General features: G+C 72.5%; 19 protein-coding genes and 1 pseudogene. 12 read left to right on the top strand and 8 right to left on the bottom strand.

Translation table 11 applies throughout. The features are described 5' to 3' along the window. The first annotated feature begins 178 nt into the window (after nucleotides 1-178). Nucleotides 179-583, top strand: coding sequence for a VOC family protein (locus ACZ619_RS27460; RefSeq protein WP_469604141.1), 405 nt, complete (start codon nucleotides 179-181; stop codon nucleotides 581-583). A 62-nt stretch (nucleotides 584-645) separates the two neighbouring features. On the opposite strand, the gene ACZ619_RS27455 is transcribed toward ACZ619_RS27460, so the two are convergent. Then, entirely contained in the window at nucleotides 646-1,425 is a 780-nt protein-coding gene (locus tag ACZ619_RS27455) for an SDR family NAD(P)-dependent oxidoreductase (protein WP_469604138.1), read from the bottom strand. A gap of 75 nt (nucleotides 1,426-1,500) precedes the next feature. Next, nucleotides 1,501-2,262, bottom strand: a complete 762-nt coding sequence (locus ACZ619_RS27450) for an SDR family NAD(P)-dependent oxidoreductase (protein ID WP_469604135.1) — start codon at nucleotides 2,260-2,262, stop codon at nucleotides 1,501-1,503. 125 nt (nucleotides 2,263-2,387) lie between these two features. Here ACZ619_RS27450 and ACZ619_RS27445 point away from each other — a divergent pair, with 125 nt between their 5' ends. From ACZ619_RS27445 to ACZ619_RS27430, 4 genes are read left to right on the top strand one after another with little or no spacing between them, the layout of a single operon-like run. Further along, nucleotides 2,388-3,260 carry a fumarylacetoacetate hydrolase family protein gene (locus ACZ619_RS27445; protein WP_469604132.1) on the top strand — a complete coding sequence of 291 codons (873 nt, stop codon included), beginning with the start codon at nucleotides 2,388-2,390 and terminating at the stop codon, nucleotides 3,258-3,260. A 4-nt stretch (nucleotides 3,261-3,264) separates the two neighbouring features. Further along, the gene (locus tag ACZ619_RS27440) at nucleotides 3,265-4,098 is read left to right on the top strand and encodes a fumarylacetoacetate hydrolase family protein (protein ID WP_469604130.1); all 834 of its coding nucleotides are present in this window, start codon (nucleotides 3,265-3,267) and stop codon (nucleotides 4,096-4,098) included. Continuing rightward, the gene (locus ACZ619_RS27435; protein WP_469604127.1) at nucleotides 4,095-5,321 is read left to right on the top strand and encodes an amidohydrolase family protein; all 1,227 of its coding nucleotides are present in this window, start codon (nucleotides 4,095-4,097) and stop codon (nucleotides 5,319-5,321) included. The genes ACZ619_RS27440 and ACZ619_RS27435 overlap by 4 nt, the downstream gene beginning before the upstream one ends. Beyond that, entirely contained in the window at nucleotides 5,318-6,730 is a 1,413-nt protein-coding gene (locus tag ACZ619_RS27430; protein WP_469604124.1) for a carboxylesterase/lipase family protein, read from the top strand. The genes ACZ619_RS27435 and ACZ619_RS27430 overlap by 4 nt, the downstream gene beginning before the upstream one ends. Before the next feature lie 221 nt (nucleotides 6,731-6,951). Here the strand turns inward: ACZ619_RS27430 and ACZ619_RS27425 are convergent, their stop codons facing one another. Then, complete coding sequence (locus tag ACZ619_RS27425) at nucleotides 6,952-8,115, bottom strand: FG-GAP repeat domain-containing protein (RefSeq protein ID WP_469604122.1); 1,164 nt, start codon at nucleotides 8,113-8,115, stop codon at nucleotides 6,952-6,954. A 203-nt stretch (nucleotides 8,116-8,318) separates the two neighbouring features. Here ACZ619_RS27425 and ACZ619_RS27420 point away from each other — a divergent pair, with 203 nt between their 5' ends. Beyond that, nucleotides 8,319-9,131, top strand: a complete 813-nt coding sequence (locus ACZ619_RS27420; RefSeq protein ID WP_469604119.1) for an SDR family NAD(P)-dependent oxidoreductase — start codon at nucleotides 8,319-8,321, stop codon at nucleotides 9,129-9,131. 18 nt (nucleotides 9,132-9,149) lie between these two features. Here ACZ619_RS27420 and ACZ619_RS27415 read toward each other — a convergent pair whose 3' ends face one another. Next, nucleotides 9,150-9,890, bottom strand: a complete 741-nt coding sequence (locus ACZ619_RS27415) for a GntR family transcriptional regulator (RefSeq protein WP_469604117.1) — start codon at nucleotides 9,888-9,890, stop codon at nucleotides 9,150-9,152. A gap of 269 nt (nucleotides 9,891-10,159) precedes the next feature. On the opposite strand from ACZ619_RS27415, the gene ACZ619_RS27410 reads away from it, so the two are divergent. Beyond that, nucleotides 10,160-11,158 (top strand): alpha/beta fold hydrolase, encoded by a 999-nt coding sequence (locus tag ACZ619_RS27410; protein ID WP_469604114.1) that lies wholly within the window; start codon nucleotides 10,160-10,162, stop codon nucleotides 11,156-11,158. 87 nt (nucleotides 11,159-11,245) lie between these two features. Here ACZ619_RS27410 and ACZ619_RS27405 read toward each other — a convergent pair whose 3' ends face one another. After that, entirely contained in the window at nucleotides 11,246-13,258 is a 2,013-nt protein-coding gene (locus ACZ619_RS27405; RefSeq protein WP_469604112.1) for a hypothetical protein, read from the bottom strand. A 552-nt stretch (nucleotides 13,259-13,810) separates the two neighbouring features. Here ACZ619_RS27405 and ACZ619_RS27400 point away from each other — a divergent pair. Next, nucleotides 13,811-13,912: pseudogene (locus tag ACZ619_RS27400) on the top strand (hypothetical protein); the annotation flags it as partial. A 71-nt stretch (nucleotides 13,913-13,983) separates the two neighbouring features. Here the strand turns inward: ACZ619_RS27400 and ACZ619_RS27395 are convergent. Both ACZ619_RS27395 and ACZ619_RS27390 read right to left on the bottom strand, forming a co-directional pair. Continuing rightward, nucleotides 13,984-14,592 (bottom strand): MsnO8 family LLM class oxidoreductase, encoded by a 609-nt coding sequence (locus ACZ619_RS27395; protein WP_469604110.1) that lies wholly within the window; start codon nucleotides 14,590-14,592, stop codon nucleotides 13,984-13,986. After that, nucleotides 14,589-15,038, bottom strand: a complete 450-nt coding sequence (locus ACZ619_RS27390; RefSeq protein ID WP_469604107.1) for a hypothetical protein — start codon at nucleotides 15,036-15,038, stop codon at nucleotides 14,589-14,591. The genes ACZ619_RS27395 and ACZ619_RS27390 overlap by 4 nt, the downstream gene beginning before the upstream one ends. A gap of 107 nt (nucleotides 15,039-15,145) precedes the next feature. On the opposite strand from ACZ619_RS27390, the gene ACZ619_RS27385 reads away from it, so the two are divergent. The 3 genes from ACZ619_RS27385 to ACZ619_RS27375 all read left to right on the top strand — a co-directional run bounded on the left by ACZ619_RS27385 (nucleotide 15,146) and on the right by ACZ619_RS27375 (nucleotide 17,915). Then, nucleotides 15,146-15,397, top strand: coding sequence for a hypothetical protein (locus ACZ619_RS27385; protein WP_469604104.1), 252 nt, complete (start codon nucleotides 15,146-15,148; stop codon nucleotides 15,395-15,397). 271 nt (nucleotides 15,398-15,668) lie between these two features. After that, nucleotides 15,669-17,195 (top strand): amidohydrolase, encoded by a 1,527-nt coding sequence (locus ACZ619_RS27380; protein WP_469604102.1) that lies wholly within the window; start codon nucleotides 15,669-15,671, stop codon nucleotides 17,193-17,195. Nucleotides 17,196-17,249: 54 nt separating this feature from the next. Further along, complete coding sequence (locus ACZ619_RS27375; RefSeq protein ID WP_469604099.1) at nucleotides 17,250-17,915, top strand: isochorismatase family protein; 666 nt, start codon at nucleotides 17,250-17,252, stop codon at nucleotides 17,913-17,915. 90 nt (nucleotides 17,916-18,005) lie between these two features. Here the strand turns inward: ACZ619_RS27375 and ACZ619_RS27370 are convergent, their stop codons facing one another. Then, entirely contained in the window at nucleotides 18,006-19,313 is a 1,308-nt protein-coding gene (locus tag ACZ619_RS27370) for a lysine N(6)-hydroxylase/L-ornithine N(5)-oxygenase family protein (RefSeq protein WP_469604096.1), read from the bottom strand. Nucleotides 19,314-19,412: 99 nt separating this feature from the next. Here ACZ619_RS27370 and ACZ619_RS27365 point away from each other — a divergent pair, with 99 nt between their 5' ends. Then, a complete protein-coding gene (locus ACZ619_RS27365) occupies nucleotides 19,413-20,366 on the top strand; it encodes a methionyl-tRNA formyltransferase (RefSeq protein WP_469604093.1) in 954 nt (317 codons plus the stop codon). Nucleotides 20,367-20,419: the final 53 nt, after the last annotated feature.

The following is a 20,419-nucleotide window of genomic DNA, read 5'->3' as shown; positions in this document are numbered from 1 at the left end:
CATCGACCTCGGCACCGCACGCGACCAGATCACCACCCGCGCCGACACCCGCTTCACCGACCTCCGCACCCGCGTACTCACCCGCATCCGCGGAGTCCGAGCGGTCACGGAGCCGGAGGGGCCCGAGGCCGCGGAGCCCGCCGTCCGGGAGAAGACCGGAGAGGCGGTGCTCTGACGGATGACACGCTTCGACCACGTGGGCATCTCGGTGCCGGACCTGGAGGCCGCCACCGCCTGGTACCGCGCCGCGCTCGACCTCACGGCGGCCCCGGTGTTCGCGATCCCCGGCACCGATCTGCGCGGGGTGATGCTGCTCCACGACAGCGGTTACCGGGTGGAACTGCTGCACCGCCCCTCGGCCCGGCCGGTTCCGGCGCCGGGCAGCGCCCTGGAGGCGGCCGGCCGGCACGGCTTCGGGCACATGTGCCTGTGCGTCGACGACGTGGACGCCGAGTACGCCCGGCTGGTCGCGGCGGGGGCGAAGCCCAGCATGCCCCCCTGCCCGTCCCCGCGTCCCGGCTCCCGGATGGCCTTCGTGGCGGACCCGTACGGCAACCTGATCGAACTGCTGGACCGCCACTGACGCCGATGGCCCGGGTCCGGCACGCGCACGCGTGCCGGACCCGGGCCATCGGCGTCGAGAGGTCAGGCGCCGATCATGTTGTAGCCGCCGTCGGCGATCAGGAAGCCGCCCGTGATGTGGTGGGCGTCCTCGGTGGCCAGGAACAGCGCCGCGCCGGCGAGTTCCTCCGGACCCGGGATACGGCCCATGGGGGTCAGCTTGCGCAGCTGGTCGCCGCGCCCGCTCTGCCAGTCCTCGCGCCCGAGCGTCGCCGCGGTCTCGATGAACCCCGGCGCGAAGACGTTGACGCGCACGGCCGGGGCGAAGGCCTGCGCGTACGACTTGGTGAGACCGATGATCCCGTACTTGGCCGCGGCGTACTGCGGCGCCCGCGCACTGCCCCGCGCGACCACGGTGGAGCCGATGTTGACGATGGAGCCGCCGCCCTCCTGCTCCAGCATCCGCGCGCCGAACTCGTGCGTGCACAGCAGGGTGCCCTTCACGTCGACCGCCAGCACGTGGTCGATGGACTCCTCCGTGATGTCCCGCCAGGACATCTGCTCGCGGGCCACGTCACCGACGTTGTTGATCGCCACGTCGAGCCGGCCGAAGTGTCCCCAGACCTCGTCGGCCAGGCGCTTGATCTGCTCGTGCTCGGCGATGTCGGCCTGCACGACCACGGCCTTGCGGCCGAGCGCCGTGATCCGCTCGGCCGTCGCCTCGGCGCCGGCCCGGGAACTGCGGTAGTGGACCGCGACATCGGCGCCCTCCTGGGCGGCGCGTACCGCGATCTCGGCACCGAAGCCGGTACCGGCGCCGGTCACCAGCACCGTCTTGCCGGTGAATCGCTGGGAGGTGGTCATGTCGACTCCGTTCGGGGGGAGATGTCAGAGGGGAGGAGAAGGAGAGGCGGGCGGGTCGTGCGACGGGGAGCCGGGTCAGACAAGGGTGCGGCCGCCGTCCGCGTACAGCACCTGTCCGGTGACGAACGCGGCCTCGGAGGAGGCGAGGAAGAGGGTGGGGCCGACCAGGTCGTCGGGGCGGCCCAGGCGGCCGGCCGGGACCAGCGCCTCCATGGACGCGCGCATGCCGGGCTTGGCCAGGTAGGCGCGGGTGAGGTCGGTCTCGGTGTAGCCGGGGGCCACCGCGTTGACGGTGACGCCGTGCGGCGCCCACTCCCGGGCCATCACGCGCATCAGCTGGTTGACGCCGCCCTTGGTGGCGGCGTACGGCGCGTGGTCGCGGTGCGCGAGCAGGCCAGACACGGAGGAGAGGTAGACGATGCGGCCGTGGCCGTTCGGCACCATCAGGGCGCCCACCGCCCGGCCCAGCCAGAAGCCGCTGCTCAGGTTGACGGCGACGATCTGTTCCCAGACCTCGTCGGGCGTCTCCAGGACGGGCCTGCGGTCGTTGGTGCCGACGGCGTGCACGAACACGTCGATCCCGCCGAGGCGTTCGGCGGCCGCCGTGACAGCGGCCCGGCAGGCGTCGGCGGAGGTGAGGTCGGCGGTGACGCCGGTGACCGCGCCGAATCCCTCGGCGGTGCGGGTGCGGGACAGCTTGGCCAGTTGCTCGGTGTCGCGGTCCAGGACGACCACGTCCGCCCCGGCGTCGGCCAGGGCGTGGGTCACGGCGGCTCCGATGCCTCCGGCACCGGCGACGAGCGCACGCGTGCCGGCGAAGTTCCACATCGTCTTCATGGTGGGGACCGTAGTCGACACGGAAAGAAGGTGTCCACACTTGGCGGACTTGTTGACGCGAATATCGGAATGATGCAGGCTGAGTGTCGACAGTTGATGGATGAAGTGGTGACACGGAGGCCTTGATGAAACTGGTGACGTTCGACGAGGGACTCGTGGGGCGCCTGGACGGCGACACGGTGGTCGGACTCGACGTCGCGTCGACCCGGGAGTTCTTCGAACGCGACGGCCAGGTCGGGGAGACAGGACGGACGTTCGCCCTCGCGGACGTCCGGCTGCGCGCGCCGATCGTGCCCAAGAAGTTCTTCCACACGGCCGGCAACTTCCGGGAGCACCACGAGGACCTGGAGCGCGTGGACTGGTCCCACCCGGTCAACAAGGGCATCGTGTTCTTCCAGAACGTGGACGCGATCATCGGCCCCGGCGACGACATCGTGTACCCGGCCAACCTGACCCGGGAGATGGACTACGAACTCGAACTCGGCGTGATCATCGGGAAGCCGGGCAAGTTCTTCGGCGCCGAGCGGGCCGCCGAGCACATCGCCGGCTACCTGGTCTTCAACGACATCACCGCGCGCGACATCCAGCGCCGCGAGATGGAGTCCGGCGTCTTCTCCTTCTCCAAGGCCATCGACACCTTCTGTCCGATCGGCCCGTACATCGTCACCGCCGACGAGATCGACGACCCGCACGACCTCGACATGGAACTGCGCGTCAACGGCGACGTCCGGCAGAAGTCGAACACCTCCCGGATGTCGGTGTCGATCCCGCAGCTGGTCGCCTACCACTCCCCGCAGATCTACAGCGCCGGCGACATCATCACCACCGGCACCATCGCCGGTGTCGCCGCGAGCACCGAGGACCCGTTCGCCAACTACCTCAAGCCCGGCGACGTCGTCGAGGCCGAGATCGAGGGCCTGGGCGTGCTCCGCAACAGGGTCGTCTCCTGGCAGGACGCGCACGGCACCCCCGAGCCGCCCGCCGGACAGTGGGCGTGACGGCATGCGCATCGCCAACCTCGCGGGCCGGCTGGCCCTGCTGACCCCCGACGGCGCCGTGGACGTGACCGCCGGCGGCTTCGACGCCGACCCGGCCGCGCTCTTCACCCAGTGGGACGCGCTGCTGCGCTGGTCCGCCGGCGTCGACACGGCCACCGCCGTGCCGTACAAGGAGTCCGACCTCCTCGCTCCCGTCCCCGAGCCGCGCCAGATCTTCGCCGTCGCCCTCAACTACCGCCCCCACACCGCCGAGGCGGGCTACGAGGAACCGGCCGAACCGCTGGTCTTCACCAAGTTCCCCAGCTGCCTCACCGGGCCCTGCACCACCGTCGACCTGCCCGAGGGCCACGTCGACTGGGAGCTGGAGATGGTCGCCGTCATCGGCCGCGACGCCTACCGGGTCCCGGAGGAGGACGGCTGGGACCCGGTCGCCGCGGTGACCGTGGGTCAGGACCTGTCCGAGCGGATCGTCCAGCTCGCCGGCCGCCCGGCCCAGTTCTCGCTGGGCAAGTCCTTCCCGGGTTTCGGCCCGGTGGGTCCCGCCCTGGTCAGCGTCGACGAACTGGCCGACCGCGACGACCTGGAACTCACCTGCGAGCTCAACGGGGAGGTCGTCCAGCACGACCGCACCTCGAACATGATCTTCCCGGTGCCCCGGCTGGTCGCCCACCTCAGCGCGATCTGTCCGCTGCGCCCCGGCGACCTGATCTTCACCGGCACCCCCGCGGGCGTAGGCAACCGCCGCACCCCGCAACGCTTCATAGGCCCGGATGACACCCTGGTCAGCAGGATCGGGGGACTGGGCGAGATGCGGCACACCTTCAGGAGCGCACCATGAGCGGCACGACCGTCTTCACCGGCGTCCGGGTCTTCGACGGCACCGGGAGCGACCCCTTCCCCGCCGAGGTCCTCGTCGAGGACGACCGCATCACCGCCGTGGCCCCGCGGATCCCGGCCGCGCGGTGGGCCGGTGCCCGGGTCGTGGACGGGGGCGGGACGGCCACCCTCATCCCCGGCCTGGTCGACTCCCACACCCACCTCGGCTTCGGTTCCACCGTCGAGCACCTCTCCCGGCGCCGCGACGAGTCCGACGAGGAGAAGGCGCTGCTGGTGGCGCACGCGGGCCGGGTCCTCCTCGACCACGGCATCACCAGCGCCTACTCGGGAGGCAACCGGCTGCCCCGCACCGAGACCGCCGCCCGCAAGGCGTTCGCCGAGGGCTGGATGCCGGGCCCGCGCTTCAAGGCCGCCTCCTGGGAGGGCACCGCCGGCATGGTCGAGCCGGGCGTCTACGACTTCCCCGGCATCGACGGCCGGGCCTCCGACCCTGACTCGGTGGGCCGGTTCGTCGGGGAGATGGCGGACCTGGGCGTCGACATCGTCAAGCTGTCGCTGTCGGGCGAGAGCGCGGTCGTCCAGGGCACCTCGCGGATCGTGCAGTTCACCGACGAGGAGGTCGCCGCCGCGGCCGCCGTGGCCCGCGAGCGCGGGGTGTGGCTGACCGCCCACGCGCACGCCGCCGAGTCCGTCAAGATGGCGGTACGGCACGGCATCCGCGCCGTGTACCACTGCACCTTCGCCGACGAGGAGGCCCTCGACCTGCTGGAGGAGGCCCGCGACCGGCTGTTCGTCGCCCCGACGCCCGGCATCATCCACGCCAACCTGCACGAGGCCGACAGCGAGCCCGAGCCGGGCATGGAGGTCGAGGCCACCGAGAAGGCGGTCAGGCAGGTCGTCCCCGAACTCGTCCGGCGCGGCATCCGGGTCGTCCCGGGCGGGGACTACGGCTTCGCCTGGAACCCGGTCGGCCGCAACGCCCGCGACCTGGAGCTGTTCGTCGACTGGTTCGGCTTCACCCCGGCCGAGGCGCTGCGCGCGGCCACCGAGTACGGCGGCCAGGTCATGGGCATGGGCGGCGAACTCGGTCTGGTCCGGGAGGGTTTCCTCGCCGACCTGGTGCTCGTCGACGGCGACCCGCTGGAGGACATCCGCGTCCTCCAGGACCGCGACCGGCTGACCGCCGTCATGAAGGACGGCCGACTGCACAAGGCACCCGCGTGAGCGCCACGCCGCAGGACGCGACGGGATCCCGGGGACGGGTGCGCGGCGGCGGTGCGGACGCCCCCCGCGCCCGTGTCAGCACCGGACGGCTGCTGGGGGAGTGGGACGGGGACGCCGCCGTGTTCCGCGGCATCCCCTTCGCCGCGCCCCCGGTCGGCGACCTGCGCTGGCGCCCGCCCCGGCCCGCCGCGTCCTGGGACGGGGAGCGGCGCGCGGACGAGTTCGGCCCCGCGCCCCTCCAGCCGCAGCCCCCGGTCACCTCCGTCATGTACCGGACCAACTTCGCCGACCGGCGCGCCCTGGTGATGAGCGAGGACTGCCTCTACCTCAACGTGTGGACACCCGATCCCGCGCCCGGCGCCGGGCTGCCGGTCATGGTCTGGATCCACGGCGGCGGCAACCGCTACGGATACGGCCACCAGGACATCCACGACGGCCGCGCCCTGGCCGGCCGGGGCCTGGTCGTGGTCACCCTCAACCACCGGCTCGGCGCCCTCGGTTTCCTCGCCCATCCGGAGCTGGCCGCCGAGGACGGGCTGGGCGCGTCGGGCAACTACGGGCTGCTCGACCTCGTCGCCGCCCTCACCTGGGTACGCGAGAACATCACGGCCTTCGGCGGCGACCCCGACCGGGTCACCCTCGCCGGCAACTCCGCGGGCGCGGCCCATATCTGCCACCTCATGGCGGCCGAGGCGGCCCGGCCGCTCTTCCGCGCGGCCCTCGGACAGAGCGCGTCCGGAGTGGGCCGGGCGGAGGGGCCGCTGCCGAGCCAGGAGGACGCGCGGAAACAGGGCCTGGCGTACGCGGACGGCTTCGGCGGCCGGGACATCGGGGCGCTGCGCGGCACCTCGGGCGTCGAGCTGATCGTGCGCGGCCACTTCGGTCCGGTCGTCGACGGCCGGGTCCTGACCGAGCCGACCGACGACGTCTTCCGGGCCGGGCGCCAGCACCCCGTCCCGCTCCTGGTCGGCACCAACACGGACGAGGGCACCGTCTACGCCCGCCCCGGCGAGGACGCCGGGGCCGTCGGCGACGCCCGGTTCGCGGGTCCCGTCTGGCACTGGGCGCAGACCCACCGCGCCACGAGCGGCGCGCCCACCTGGATGTACCGCTTCGACCGCAGGCCCCCGCTGCCGCCCGGCCTGCCCGACCTCGGCGTCTACCACACCGCCGAACTGCCCTACGCACTGGACAACCTGGCGCAGCGCCCCGAGTGGCCCTGGCAGGACACCGACCGGAGGCTGGCCGCCGCCATGGCCGGCACCTGGGCGCGGTTCGTCGCGACCGGCGACCCGGGCGGCGGTGCGCTGCCGCCGTGGCCGCGGTTCACCGGCCCCGGGGAGAGCCCCGTCCTGGTCTTCGGGGACACGGTGCGCACGCAGACCCTGCGGCGCCCCGGGCACTCCTAGGCGCTTCTGATGGATCTCCACGACGTCGTAGCGGTGCTCTCGGAACTCCCGGACGGGAGCCCCTCCGGCAGCGCGTCGCACCGCCCGCCGCCGTCCGCGAGCCGGTGATCCCCGGGACCGTCGTGCCGTGTCCGGCACGGCGGTCCCGGTTCCCGGTCGTCCTGGGGGCGGCACCGCCGGTGGCCGGCGCCCGGCGATCCCGTGGGCGCCGGCCACCGCGCCTAGTCGTCGCAGTGGCCCTCGAAGACGTCCACCTGGCCGGCCGTGCTGTTGGCGACGACGATGTCCGGCACGCGGTCGCCGTCCAGGTCGGTCGCGGCGGCGTCGTAGGCGCCCGGGGCCGCGAGTTCGGCGGACTGGCCGAGGGTGCCGTCGGACGAGCCCTGGAAGAGGGTGACGGAATTGCCCTTCAGGGAGGACACCATGAGGTCGGTGGTGCCGTCGCCGTCGAGGTCCGCGGCGCCGACCGCGACGGGCAGGGCGGGCGTGGTGTAGGCGACGGCCGTCCGGAAGGTGCCGTCCCCGTTGCCCAGCAGGACGTCGAGGGTGTCGGTGTCGTTGCTGACGGTGGCCAGGTCGAGGGCACCGTCGCCGTTGAAGTCACCCCCGGCCAGGGAGTAGAGGCGGGCGGCGGCGGGGTAGTTCACCGCGGTGCCGAGCCCTCCGGCGCCGTCGCCGAGCAGGACGCTCACCCCGCTGCTGCCGGCGCTCGCGGTGGCCACGTCCGGCGCGCCGTCGCCGTCGAAGTCGGCGACGACCACGCCGTGCGGCGAACTGGCGCTCGCGACGTCGCCCTCGTCCTCAAAGGTGCCGTCGCCGTTGCCCAGCAGCACCCGCACGGCGTTCGGTCCCTGCTCGCCGACGACGAGATCGGCGTCGCCGTCGCCGTCGAGGTCGCCGGTGGCCAGCGCCCGCGGTGCCGTGCCGACGTCCAGGGCGGTGGCCGCGGCGAACGTGCCGTCGCCGTTGTTCAGCAGGACGCTGACCTGGGCGCCGCCGAAGTCGGTGGCCGCCAGGTCGGGATGGCCGTCGCCGTCGAAGTCGGCGACGACGGTCTGGTACGGGTGCGAGCCGACGGCGTAGGTGCTGCCCGGCGCGAAGGTCCCGCCGCCCCGCCCCAGCAGGACCGTCACCGAGTCGCCTTCGAGGTTGCTGGCCACGACGTCCTCGCGGCCGTCGTTGTCGAGGTCGGCGAAGGTCACGTGCCGGGGGTTGGTGGAGGTCGTCGCCGAGGTCCCGAGCTGTGTGTACGAGATCGTCCCCTGGCAGCGGCAGGTTCGGGCGGCCCGGCCGGGGCGGGCCGCGGCGGCGCCGGTGGAAGCCGCCGCGAGCGCCAGGCCGGCGGCTGCGGCCACGGCGATGCGGTACCTGCGGTGGTGCGTCATACGGGTCCCTCCCGGGGTCGGTGCGGGGCGTGTTCACCGCGAGAGCATGCCCCATCCACCAGATTCTGTCGACAGTTTGAGCTTTTTCTCGGTCCAGAATGCTTGACCTGGCCATACTGTCGACACTAGGAAGGAGTGTGGGGCACCGTCCGGCCGCTTCGGACGGTGCCCGGCACCCGGCACCCCGCTCCCAGGAGGACAACGTGACGACAGAAACCAGCCCCGGAGCCACCGCGGCGTCCCCCACCGGCCGGCTCTCCGGCAAGGTCGCCCTCGTCACCGGGGCCGGCGCCGGCATCGGCCAGGGCTGCGCGCTGCTCTTCGCCGAGCAGGGGGCGACCGTGGTCGGCTGCGACATCGACCCGGCCGCGGCCGAGCGCACCCGCAAGCTCGCCGCCGACCGCGGGCTCGCCCTGGAGGTGATCGCGCCGCTGGACATGACCGACCCGGCCGACGCCCGGCGCTTCGCGGACGAGGCGTACGCCCGGCACGGCCGGATCGACGCGCTGGTCACCGCGGGCGCCATCGCCCCGCACATGGCCACCGCCGCCGAGATGGACTACGACGGGCAGTGGACCCCGACCATGCGGGGCGAGGTGGACGTCGTCTTCCTGCCCGTGCAGGCCGCCTGGCCGCATCTGGAGGCGTCCGGCGGCGGCTCGATCGTCAACTTCGCCTCGGTCAACGCCTTCCGCGGCAGCGGCAACTTCGGCATGCTCGCGCACTGCGCGGGCAAGGCCGCCGTCCTCGGGCTGACCCGCCAGCTCGCCGTGGAAGGCGGCCCGGCCGGGATCAGGGCCAACACCATCTCACCCGGCATGGTGCGCACGCCCGCCACCGAGACGGCCGGTGCCCACGAGGGCGCGAAGCGCGAGGCGCTGCTGGCCCGCATCCCGCTGGGGCGGGTCGGCAGGCCGGAGGACATCGCCTGGTGCGCGGTCTACCTCGTCTCGGACGAGGCCGCGTGGGTGACGGGCGGGAACTTCCCCGTGGACGGCGGAGTCCTCGCCAAGTAGCGCCGCGGGGCGCGCCGTTCAGGCGGTGGCGCGGCGCTTGCGCGCGGGCTTCCGGCTGCCCGCGGTGTCCTGTTCGATCTGCTCCTCCACCGCGCGCAGCGCCCGGACGGTCGCCCCCGCGATCAGCGCGGAGGCGAGCTCCCCGTCGCGCTCCTCGCAGGCCTGGATCAGCCGCTCCTGGTCGTCCACGCTGTAGGCGAGCCGGCCGGGGCGGGTCAGGCTGAGGTGCCGCAGCATGAGGGTGCGCAGGGCGAGCGAGTCCAGGATCTGCTTCAGCGTGGAGTTGCCGACGATCTCGGTCATCCGCTCCTGGAGCTGGACATGGCTCCAGAAGTACGCGTCCACGTCCCCGGCGTCGGCCAGCTCGCGCATCTTCTCGACCCGGCCGCGCAGTTCGGCCAGTTCGGCGTCGTCGGCCCGCTCGACCAGCAGGCCCGCCAGCATCGACAGCAGCTGCCGCCGCACCTGGTAGATGTCGCGGATGTCCGCGAGCGAGGGCGCGGCGACCCGGGGCCGGCGCCGGGCCTTCATCTCGACCAGGCCCTCCTGCTCCAGGAGCATCAGCGCCTCGCGCACCGGGGTGCGGCTGGTGTCGAACCGGCGGGACAGCTCGACGCTGTTGAGGTCCTGGCCCGGCTCCAGCCGCCCCTCGATGACACCCGCGCCGACCCATTCGGCGATCTGCGCGACCAGCGGCTCCCGCCGGTCCCGCAGCCGCAGCAGGCGCTGCAGCACCAGATGCGTGTCCTGATCCGGCATGCGCCGTGTCTCCCTGTGTGATCCGGAAGCCTCGATGAGGCAACTATGTCGACACTATCCTACGAAGATGGTCGGCCCTCGCGGTGATCCGCCCGAAGCTGTCGACACAAAACTGTCGACAGTCGGCGAAAACACCGTCAGGCTTCACTGGGACGACCAAGTCCTGGACGACCAAGTCCTGGACGGCCAAGTCCTAGTAGTACCGCATCTCCCGGCCCCGAATTCCCCTCTCGTGTCTCACGTTCCCCTCTCGTGTCCTTGGAGGAAGAGTGCAGAAGAACGGCAGAACGCCCGGCACCCCCAGTAGACGGGCCGTCGTCGGCGGCGCCGCCCTGGCCGCGTTGACGACGGTCGGCGCGGGCACCGCCCGGGCCGACGCCCGCTCCGGTTCCGCTTCCGGTTCCGCTTCCGGTTCCGGCTCGGGTTCCGGTTCCGGCGCCGCCTGGGTGCCGGTACCGGTCCCCGAGCAGGTGCCTGTCACGGAGTACCACGTCCCGGTCGCCGGCGGCGGCAGCCTGTGGTGCTGGGACACCGGCGGCGACGGCGAACCGGTCGTGCTGCTGCACCCCAGATCGGGCAGCGCCGAGAGCTGGCCGTACCAGCAGCCCGTACTGGCCGGGGCGGGCTACCGCGTCGTCGCCTACTCGCGGCGGGGCTCCTACGGCTCCGTGGCGGGCTCCAGGGCGGAGGCCGACACCGCCTCCGGCGACCTCGACACGCTCGCCGACCACCTCGGCCTGGGCCGCTTCCACCTGCTGGGCTCGGCCGCCGGCGGCTCGGTCGCGCTCGACTACGCCCTCGGGCACCAGGCGCGTCTGCGCAGCCTCACCGTCTCCGGCAGCGTCATGGGGGTGCAGGACGCCTCGTACCTGGCGCTCACCGCCGCGCTTCAGCCGGAGCCGTTCGACGACCTGCCGACGGTCTTCAAGGAGCTCGGCCCCTCCTACCGGGGCGGCGATCAGGACGGTACGGCCGCCTGGCTGGCGATCAGCGCGCGGGCGCTCACCGCGGACGGCTTCGCCCAGTCCTCGGCGCACACGATCACCTGGGCCGCGCTGGAGACGCTGAGGCTTCCGGTCCAGCTCGTCACCGGGGATGCCGACCTCTACAGCCCGCCGTCCGTCATGCGCCTGCACGCCGCGCACCTGCGGGACGTGCGGACCCATGTCGTCACCGAGGCGGGGCACAACCCGCACTGGGAACAGCCCACCGCGTGGAACCGGCTGCTGGTCTCCTTCCTGCGGCGCCACGGCGGCCGTCGCAGGTAGCCCCCGGCAAGGGGACACGTTCGACGGACGTGAAGCGGCCTCCGGGATGTCACCGCATCCCGGAGGCCGCTTCACGTCACCTGCGGATCACGCCACGGTCAGCGTGAGCGCACCGGTGTAGGAGGCGCCCGCCGTGATGGCGGTGGCCGTGCCGTCGACCGTCAGGGTCACCTTCTTGCCCCTGGGGGCCTTGACGGCGGCGTCGGAGGCCAGGGTCAGGGAGCTCAGGTACGAGGTCCCGGTGACCGTCCAGGTGGAGCCGCTGCCCAGGGTCACGATGACGCCGTTGTTGACGACCGCCGACGGGGTGTTCCTGACGACGCCGAGCTGGTCGAAGTTCGCCTTGTTGATCGTGCTCACGTTGTGGACCGCCGTGCTGGCCGAGATCACGCCCTCGACCGTGCTGCCCGTGAAGTCCAGCACGAGGTTCTTGCCCTGGAGCGAACCGACCCCGCCGCCGAGCACCCCGTTGTAGAAGTCGCCCTTGAGAGAGATGTCGGTGAACGTGCCCGTCGCGTCGGCGGACTGCGCCGTCGTCGGGTCGAAGCTCGTCGACTTCACCGCGGCGGCGGTCGGCTGGGTGTACGACGCCGTGTAGTTGGCCGTCCACGGGTAGCCGCTCACGACGACCTTGCCGGGGTTGTCGTTGTCCATCAGCTGGTACAGCACGCCGTTGGCCGGGGTGAGGCGGGCTCCCTTCGAGCCGTCCACGGTGACCGAGGAGGCCGACGCCTTGGACAGGAACATGGTCTCCTGCGTGGTGACCTGGGTTCCGCCGTCGATGACCAGGGGACCGGTGGACTGCCACATGAAGCCGAAGCGCTTGGAGTCGATGCGCGTGCGGCGGGTGCGGACGGAGGCGATGTCGCGGGCGCTCAGCCCCAGTGACGCCGAGTCGTTGAGGGCCTTGACCGCGGCCGGGCTGCTGTCGCCGTAGTGGATCAGAGCGGCACCCCAGAGGATCGAGGCATAGGTCGCCACGTCCCAGTCGTTGCCGAGCAGGTGCTCGGTGGTGTTGCCGATGGCGTAGGTGCCGTATCCGGAGGTGCCGGTGTGCTTGAGGTCGCAGTTGACCGCGGTGAGCGTGCAGTTCTTGCCCGAGTCGACCGAGAGCAGGCCCCAGTTCTCGTTGGTGATGGAGGTGTTGAGGTAGGTGGCCTTGGTGTTGGTGCCGAGCAGGTTGGTCGCCCGGACCGTGCCGTAGACCCCCAGCAGCCAGGGGCAGGTCAACATGAACGAGGTGTCGCCGGTGTCCTGGTAGCCCGCGGGCAGCTCGCCGTCCGCGACCTTGATGGTCGAGTTCTTCACCACCACGGTGGCGGTGGCGTCGGCGATCACCGCGGTACGCACGACGCCCCGGTTGTCGATGTGCGCGTCGTCGACGACGAGCGTGGTGCCCTCACCGGTGCCCACGATCGACGCCCCGTAGCCGATGAAGTCGCAGCGTCCGTTGCCGTCGAAGTTGATCCGCGGGGAGTTCAGTTCGTACGAGCCGCCGGCCACGTACACACCGTTGAACGACTCGCCCTTCGAGACCAGGTGCAGCCCGGTCGCCGAGGTGTCGCGCACACGGCCGCCGAGGACGGCCGAGAGCACGGACCTGTCCTTGTCGATGCCGTCCGCGTCGATGTACAAGGCCTGCCGGATGGGCCAGCTCCGGCTGTTGTAGGTGATGATGTTGGCCGCCGCGACGTCGATCACCACGTCACCGCGGTAGGTGCCGGCCGCGATGCGGGTCACGATGCCGTCGTTGTCGTAGAGGCCGTCCAGCTTCGAGCCGGTCTCGACGCCGTTGACGGTGAGGGAGAGACTGTAGCCGTCCGGGGCCGCGATGGCGCCGCCGTCCGCGATGGTGAGCCGGCTGAGGGTGGTCGTCCCGGTCAGCTCCAGGGTCTCCCCGGACTTCACGTCCAGGGTCTTGCCGCTCTTCGCGCCCTTCTGTGCGGACTGGGCCGCGGCCGGGGTGACCAGCGCCGGGGTCATCGCGAGACCGGCGACCGCCACCAGGAGCGCGCGGTTGCGGGCGCGGTAGGTGACGTCCCGGTCCATCAAGGACGGGCCGGCCTGCGGGTCGGTGTCCTTGCTGTTTGTGCGTACCACTGTGAACTCCCTTGTCTTCCAGTGCGTTTCGAGCGTGTCCGACCGGTACCGCGGGCCGGCCGGGGTGGTGCGTGACGACGGGTGCACCGGGGCAGTGCGCGGCGCACGCCTCGATGCCGCGCAGGAGGGGGCTGCCTTGGAGCACGCATGCATGAACGTTCTCCTCACGCGAGGTTCGATGGGGACACTACTGTCGACACTTTCCGTGCTTCAAGGGGTGTGCTCAGGGAAATTCCCTACTGACTGACGACACTAGGCGGATGACGGGGAGACAGGGCCCGGAAAACCGGGGCGCCGCATGTACCGGTCGTCCGGTTCCGCCCACCGGAACGGGGCGCGACAGGGCGAGGGGGAGGGATCAGTCTCACGTCCGGTGATCCGGCAGAGGCTCCGAGGTGTGTCCGAGACTGGAGGGGAACAGATGAAGCAGGCGGCGGCCGTTCCAGGACCCGGCACCGTCCGGTTCTCCGTACTGGGTCCGCTCCGCGTGGTCGGCGGTGGCGGCGACGGGCCCGGCCGCTCGGTCCCCTCAAACAGCTCCTGCTGCTCGCCATGCTGCTGTGCCGACCCAACACCCCTGCCTCCACCGCTGTGTTGACGGACGCGCTGTGGGACGACGGGCCGCCGAGGACGGCACGGAAGAACATCCAGGTGTACGTCTGGGCGCTGCGCAGATTCCTGGAGGACGCCGGCGCGGGCGGACGGCTCGTCCGCGGCACCGGCGGCTATCTGCTGTCGGTGGGCGACGGGGAACTGGACTCCGCACGTTTCCGGAAGCTCGCCGACGCCGGACGGGAGGCCGCCGCGGGCAAGGGACAGCCGCGCTCCGCGGCCCGGCTGCTGAGCCGGGCGCTGAAGCTGTGTTCGTCGAGCAGCGCGGGGAACTCGGCCGTCGACCTGGCGTCGCGCCGCAGTGCCGCCTCCGGCAGCGCTCGGGAGGCCGGTGTCCCGGCGGTGCTGGGGGAGCGGCCGACGCCCAGGTCGATCCGGCCGGGGTGCAGCGCGGACAGGGTGGCGAACTGCTCGGCCACGACGTAGGGGGCGTGGTTGGGGAGCGTCACCCCGCCCGAACCGACCCGGATACGGCGGGTGCGGGCGGCGATGTGCGCGATGAGGACCGCCGGGGCGCTGCTGACGACGTCGGGCGAGCCGTGGTGCTCGGCGAGCCAGAAGCGATGGAACCCGCACTCCTCGGCGATGCCGGCGACATCGGCGATCTCCTGGACGGCCCGGTCGGCCGGCAGCCGGCCGTCCGTCGCGCCCACTTCCAGCACCGACAGGGGGACCGAGGGATGTGCGATGCCGGCGGTGGGCCGGATCCGTGGTGTGTTCACGGGGAACTCCTGTCCGGTGTCGGGGAGTCGGGGCGGGGCGGCACGGGCAGGACGAGGGGGACACCGGCCGGCAGGAGGAGCGCCACGGCGAACACCGCGGCCGTCGCGGGCAGCGACAGCCGGGCCAGCACCAGCCCCGCGACCAACGGCCCGAAGGGCTGGAGCAGTTGGGCGAGCAGACTGCTGGTGGTGCTGACCCGGCCGTAGATCTCCTCCGGCACGGCGACCGCCATGATCGTGGCGAAGGCTGCCGCGCCCACCGGGAGCAGGCACAGCGCGCAGAAGCCGCCGACGAACGCGACGGTGCTGCCACCGCTCCAGGCGAGGGCCGGCAGGGCGGCGCCGAGCGCGGGCGCCGCTGCCAGGGTCGCCTTCAGCGGGACGTGACGCTGGAAGAGCGGGGTGAGCAGGGAGCCGGCCAGTCCGGCGACGGCCGCCGAGGTCATGGCCGCGCCCACCGCCACCGCGCCGCCTGCCCACGCTGAGGATCAGGGCGAACGCCAGCGCGGAGAAGGCCGCGTTCAGACCGGCGAAGTACGCGGCGGAGCAGCGCATGAACCGGTCTCCGGCCAAGTACCGCCATCCCGCGCCGAGTTCGGTGCGCAGGCGCGGCCGGCCCGGCCGTGGCTGCGCCGCGTCCGCGTCGCGGCCGGCGGAGCGCCTGCCGTCGCGCCGCGCGCGGACCGCCATGGCCACGCACAGCGCGGAGACGCCGAAGGCCAGCGCGTCCACCGCGAAGGGAACCGAGGGGGAGAGCGACAGCAGCAGTCCGGCCGCGGCCGGTGCGGCGATGTCGGCGCCGTAGGCCCCTCGGTCGAGGTCGGCGCGACCCGCTGACCCCTCCCATGCTGGAGAGGGCGGCTTCGGAAACGGCTTGCGAACGGTTCGCAACCGGTATGCCCGGCTGCCGGTATCCCGGGGACCGGGTCCGATCAAGGGAGTAAGGTAAGCCTAAGTTCTTGGACTGTCGCAGTACGGCGGCGGTGTGGCTCATCCCTGCCCGGTGGCCGTGTCCTCGTGGCCCGTGGGTGGTTCCCGTCGGCGGCACCGTCCGCAACGTCTCGGCTGGAGGCTCGATGACAGACTTCGCAGGCACACCGCCCAGGCCGGAACCGGGGGCCGCGCTCCGGTCACCGGCGGTGTCGCTCGACCGGGTGCGGCTCGGCGCGGGAGGACCGCTCGTCGGGGTGCGGGTGGCGGACGGCAGGATCGCCGAGGTCGTCCCGGAGCGGGTCGGGGCCGTCGCGGGGGAGCGGGTCGTGGACCTGGAGGGGCGCGTGCTCCTGCCCGGCCTGTGGGACGCCCACGTCCATCTGGCGGAGTGGGCGAGCGCCCGCCGCCGCCTCGACCTGTCCGGCACCGCCTCCGCGCGGGAGGTGGCCGACCGGGTCGCGGAACACGGCCGCGGCACGTCCGGCGGGACCGTGCTGTTCGGCTACGGCTTCCGGGACGGGCTCTGGCCCGACGCCCCGCACAAACGCCTGCTCGACACGGCCCTGCCGGACCGCCCGGTCGCCCTGGTCAGCGCCGATCTGCACGCCGTGTGGCTGAACTCCGCGGGCCTGGCCCTCGCCGGCCGGGGCGACCACCCCACCGGGCTGGTCAGGGAACACGAGGGGCACGAGGCCCTCTCGGCCCTGCCCGAGGCGTCGGCCGGGACGCTGGACGGCTGGGTCGCCGACGCCTGCCGCGCCGCCGCCGCGCGCGGGGTCACCGGCGTCATCGACTTCCAGTTCGGCGACACCGTGGGCGCCTGGGAGCGACGCTCGGCGGCGTACACACCGGCCGTACGGGTCCGCGCAGCCGTCTACCCGAGCCACCTGGACGCGGCGGTGGAACGCGGGCTGCGCACGGGGGCCCCGATCGGCGCGCCCGGCGGGCTGGTCCGGGTCGGCCCGCTCAAGCTCTTCACCGACGGTTCGCTCAACACCCGTACCGCGCTCTGCCGCGACCCCTACCCGGGACTTGAGGACACCGACGGCGCGCACGGCATCGAGCAGACGTCACCGCACGACCTGGTGCGGCTCATGCGCCACGCCGCCGCCCACGGCATCGAACCCGCGGTGCACGCCATCGGCGACCGCGCCAACACCGTGGCCCTGGACGCCTTCGCGGCCGTGCGCTGCCGCGGCCGGATCGAGCACGCGCAGTTGCTGAGCCCCGAAGACCTGCCGCGCTTCGCGGAGTTGGACGTCGTCGCCGGTGTGCAGCCGCGGCACGCCACGGACGACCGCGATGTGGCGGACCGGTACTGGGCCGGACGCACCGAACGGGCCTTCGCCTACGCCGATTTGCTGGCCGCGGGCGCGCGGCTGGAGTTCGGCTCGGACGCCCCCGTCTCCCCGCTGGACCCCTGGCTGGCCGTCGCGTCGGCCGTCGGCCGCACCGACGACGGCCGCCCCGCCTGGCACCCGGAACAGCGCCTGCCGCTGCGGGAGGCGCTGGCCGCGGCGGCCCGCGGACGCCGGCTCATCAGGGTCGGGGACCCCGCCGACCTGGTGGTCGTGGACGCGGACCCGCTGGAGGCGGACCTGGACACGCTGCGCGCGATGCCGGTGCACGCCACGATGACGGACGGCCGCTGGACCCATGGGCCGTACTGAGACCGTGCCCGGGCCACGGCCGTGACGGTGTACGACGATCCGGGAGGGCCGCGCGTGCCGTCGCGCGACACGCTGCCCTACGTCATGCCGGGGCTCGCCACGCTGCCGCCCGACCGCTCCGGCTGGGCGGTCGACCCCCGGCGCTCCGCCCTGCTCGTCCTGAACGCGCAGAACCACTTCCTGCACCTGCTGCGGGAGCATTCGGTACCGGTGGACGCACTCGTGGCCGCGATGGGCGGACTGACGGCGGCCGCCCGGGCGGCCGGGGTCCCGGTGCTGTACGCCGTCTCCGCCGCCGAGCAGGGGGGTACCGGGCGCGGCGCCGCCTTCGGGCACCCGCGCTTCGGCCGGGACGACGACTCCGGCGACATCGTGGCCCCGCTCCGGCCGGAGGTCGGCGACACCGTGCTGGTGGCGAAGAGGTTCAGTGCGTTCGCCGGGACCCGGCTGCGGCACCGCCTCGCGGAACTCGACCGCGACCAGCCGGTGATCGTGGGACTGTTCGCGCGTACGCAGGTGATGCTGACCGCGGCCGACGCGTGGATGCAGGACATGGAGCCGTTCGTCGTCGCGGACGCGGTGGCCGACCGGACGGACGTCGACCACCGGATGGCCCTGGACTGGATCGCGGCCACCTGCGGGGCCGTACGGGCGGCGCGCGGCATGGCGGACGCGCTGGGCGGCGGGGACCGCGGCGCGGAGCCCGCAGAGCCCCGCTGAGGTCGCGGTCCGCCGAGGTCCCCGAGCCGATCCTGGCACGGCAGGCCCGTGGCCCGGACGGGGTGTCCGGGCCACGGGGGTGTCACGCGGTCAGGCCGCTGCCCGGTCGGCCAGCAGGGACCGGTGGATCTCCTCGGCTCTGACCGCCACGGTCGACAGCAGGGTGCTGGTCAGGCCGTGGGTGTGCTCGGTTCCGCCCTGGAGGTAGATGCCGGCGCGGACCTCGGGCGCCGTCTCCACCCGGTGGTCGCGGCCGACCCGGACCTCGTCGCCGTCGTCCTTGAGGCACAGTTTCGCCGCGTCGCCCATGAGCGCGGTCAGGTCCCGGGGCCGGTAGCCGGTGGCGAGAACCAGCACGTCCGCCGACAGCGACTGCCGCTCACCGGTCGGCAGGAACTCGATGGCCACGTCCAGCGCGCCGTCCGGGCCCGGGACGACCTCCCGGACGCGGGAGACGTTGAGGAAGCGCAGCCGTTCCCGGCCGGCCACCTTCTCCCGGTAGGCGGTGGCGTACAGGGACTCGATCAGATCCATGTCCACCACCGAGTAGTTGGTGGAGCGGTGGTAGTCGAGCAGCGACTGCTTCACCTCCGACGGCGCCGAGAAGTACACGTCGACCGCCTCGGGATCGAAGATGCGGTTGGCGAAGGGGCTGTCGTCGGCGGGCGTGTAGCCGTACTTGGCGAAGACCGAGCAGACCTCCGCGTCCGGGAACGTGCGGTGCAGGTAGTCCACCGTCTCGGCGGCGCTCTGCCCGGCGCCGAGCACGACCGCCCGGCGTACCGGCGTTCCCGCGCGCACCAGTTGCTCGGAGCGTGGCATCAACTCGCTGTTGTGCCATATCCGTTCGGCCAGGTCCAGGCCCGGCGGCACATGCGGTTCGAGTCCGGTGGCCACGCTGATGTTGCGGGCCCGGTGGGTCACGATGCCGTCGGCGCTCGCGGTGTCCCGGCTGGTGACGTCGAAGAAGACCACCTGGCCGTCCTCGTCGCGCACCGGGGTGACCGCGAGCACCTCGCTGTCGTACGACACCAGGTGCGCCACCCGTGCCGCCGCCCACTCGAAGTACTCGTGGAACTCCATCCGCAGCGGGAAGAGCGTCTTCTGGTTCAGGAAGTCGATCAGTCTGCCCTGTTCGCGCAGGAAGCACAGGAAGCTGTAGTCGCTGGTCGGGTTGCGCAGGGTGACGAGGTCCTTGAGGAAGGAGACCTGCATCGTGGCGTCGTCGATCAGCATGCCCCGGTGCCAGCCGAACCGTGGCTGGCGTTCCAGGAAAAGGGCGTTGAGCTGGAGGTCCGCCGCGAGACCCGCGTTGTGTTCCTCGACAGCGATGGACAGAGCGAGATTTGACGGACCGAAACCGATCCCGACGATGTCGTGGACGACAGCGGAACCCATGATCGGTGAATTCACCGTTGCATCGCCTCCCTCAGGCATCCTCATGCTAGATAAGGTAAGGCTTACCTAGCAATGGAGTCTTTGAAGGGAAGGACCGTCATGCGGGTCGTCATGCTCGGCTACCAGACCTGGGGTCACCGCACGCTTCAGGCGCTGCTGGACTCCGACCACGACGTGGTCCTCGTCGTCACCCACCCGAGGAGCGAGCACGCCTACGAGAAGATCTGGGACGACAACGTCGCCGAGCTGGCGGAGAAGAACGACGTGCCCGTCCTGCTCCGCAACCGTCCCGACGACGCCGAACTCCTCGCCGCCGTACGGGAGTCCCGGCCGGACATCATCGTCGCCAACAACTGGCGCACCTGGCTGCCCCCGGAGCTGTTCGACCTGCCCCCGCACGGCACCCTCAACGTCCACGACTCGCTGCTGCCGGCCTACGCCGGGTTCTCCCCGATCATCTGGGCGCTGATCAACGGCGAGGAGCGGGTCGGGGTCACCGCGCACCGGATGAACGCCGAACTCGACGCGGGGGACGTCCTGGTGCAGCGCTCGGTGCCGGTCGGACCCGACGACACCGCGACCGACCTCTTCCACCGGACCGTCGACCTCATCGCGCCCATCGTGCGCGAGTCCCTCGACCTGATCGCCTCCGGCCGGGACACGGGCCGCTGGATACCGCAGGACCGCAACCGCGCCAGCTTCTTCCACAAGCGCTCAGCCGAGGACAGCCGCATCGACTGGACCTGGCCCGCGGAACGCCTGGAGCGCCTCGTCCGGGCCCAGTCGGACCCGTATCCCAACGCCTACGCCTTCCACGGCGGCGAGCGCCTCAGGATCGTCTCCGCGGCCGTCTCGCAGGGCCGTTACGGCGGTACGCCGGGACGGATCTTCATCCGCGAGGGCGACGGGGTGGTCGTGGTGGCCGGCCCCGACGCCCACACCGGAGGAAGCCGAGGGCTGCTCGTCCGCCGGGTCCGCACGGACGACGGCACGGAGTACGCGGCGTCCGACTACTTCCGCACGATGGGCGGGTACCTGAGGTCCCGCCCCTGACGTGAGAAGGCACGCGGCCCCGGCGCACGCGCCGGGGCCGCGGCCGTACCCGC

This window comes from Streptomyces sp. NPDC104367, from assembly GCF_055583825.1.
The sequence above is the reverse complement of the archived record's forward strand: the minus strand, read 5'-3'. Positions and strand labels throughout refer to the sequence as shown.

Excerpts from the sequence above, each read along its gene's own strand:
- ACZ619_RS27380 (WP_469604102.1), top strand. The coding sequence starts at position 15,669 with ATGACAGACTTCGCAGGCACACCGCCCAGGCCGGAACCGGGGGCCGCG.
- ACZ619_RS27450 (WP_469604135.1), bottom strand. The coding sequence starts at position 2,262 with ATGAAGACGATGTGGAACTTCGCCGGCACGCGTGCGCTCGTCGCCGGT.
- ACZ619_RS27455 (WP_469604138.1), bottom strand. The coding sequence starts at position 1,425 with ATGACCACCTCCCAGCGATTCACCGGCAAGACGGTGCTGGTGACCGGC.
- ACZ619_RS27460 (WP_469604141.1), top strand. The coding sequence starts at position 179 with ATGACACGCTTCGACCACGTGGGCATCTCGGTGCCGGACCTGGAGGCC.
- ACZ619_RS27425 (WP_469604122.1), bottom strand. The coding sequence starts at position 8,115 with ATGACGCACCACCGCAGGTACCGCATCGCCGTGGCCGCAGCCGCCGGC.
- ACZ619_RS27440 (WP_469604130.1), top strand. The coding sequence starts at position 3,265 with ATGCGCATCGCCAACCTCGCGGGCCGGCTGGCCCTGCTGACCCCCGAC.
- ACZ619_RS27415 (WP_469604117.1), bottom strand. The coding sequence starts at position 9,890 with ATGCCGGATCAGGACACGCATCTGGTGCTGCAGCGCCTGCTGCGGCTG.
- ACZ619_RS27445 (WP_469604132.1), top strand. The coding sequence starts at position 2,388 with ATGAAACTGGTGACGTTCGACGAGGGACTCGTGGGGCGCCTGGACGGC.
- ACZ619_RS27365 (WP_469604093.1), top strand. The coding sequence starts at position 19,413 with ATGCGGGTCGTCATGCTCGGCTACCAGACCTGGGGTCACCGCACGCTT.
- ACZ619_RS27390 (WP_469604107.1), bottom strand. The coding sequence starts at position 15,038 with ATGACCTCGGCGGCCGTCGCCGGACTGGCCGGCTCCCTGCTCACCCCG.
- ACZ619_RS27385 (WP_469604104.1), top strand. The coding sequence starts at position 15,146 with ATGAACCGGTCTCCGGCCAAGTACCGCCATCCCGCGCCGAGTTCGGTG.
- ACZ619_RS27370 (WP_469604096.1), bottom strand. The coding sequence starts at position 19,313 with ATGGGTTCCGCTGTCGTCCACGACATCGTCGGGATCGGTTTCGGTCCG.
- ACZ619_RS27435 (WP_469604127.1), top strand. The coding sequence starts at position 4,095 with ATGAGCGGCACGACCGTCTTCACCGGCGTCCGGGTCTTCGACGGCACC.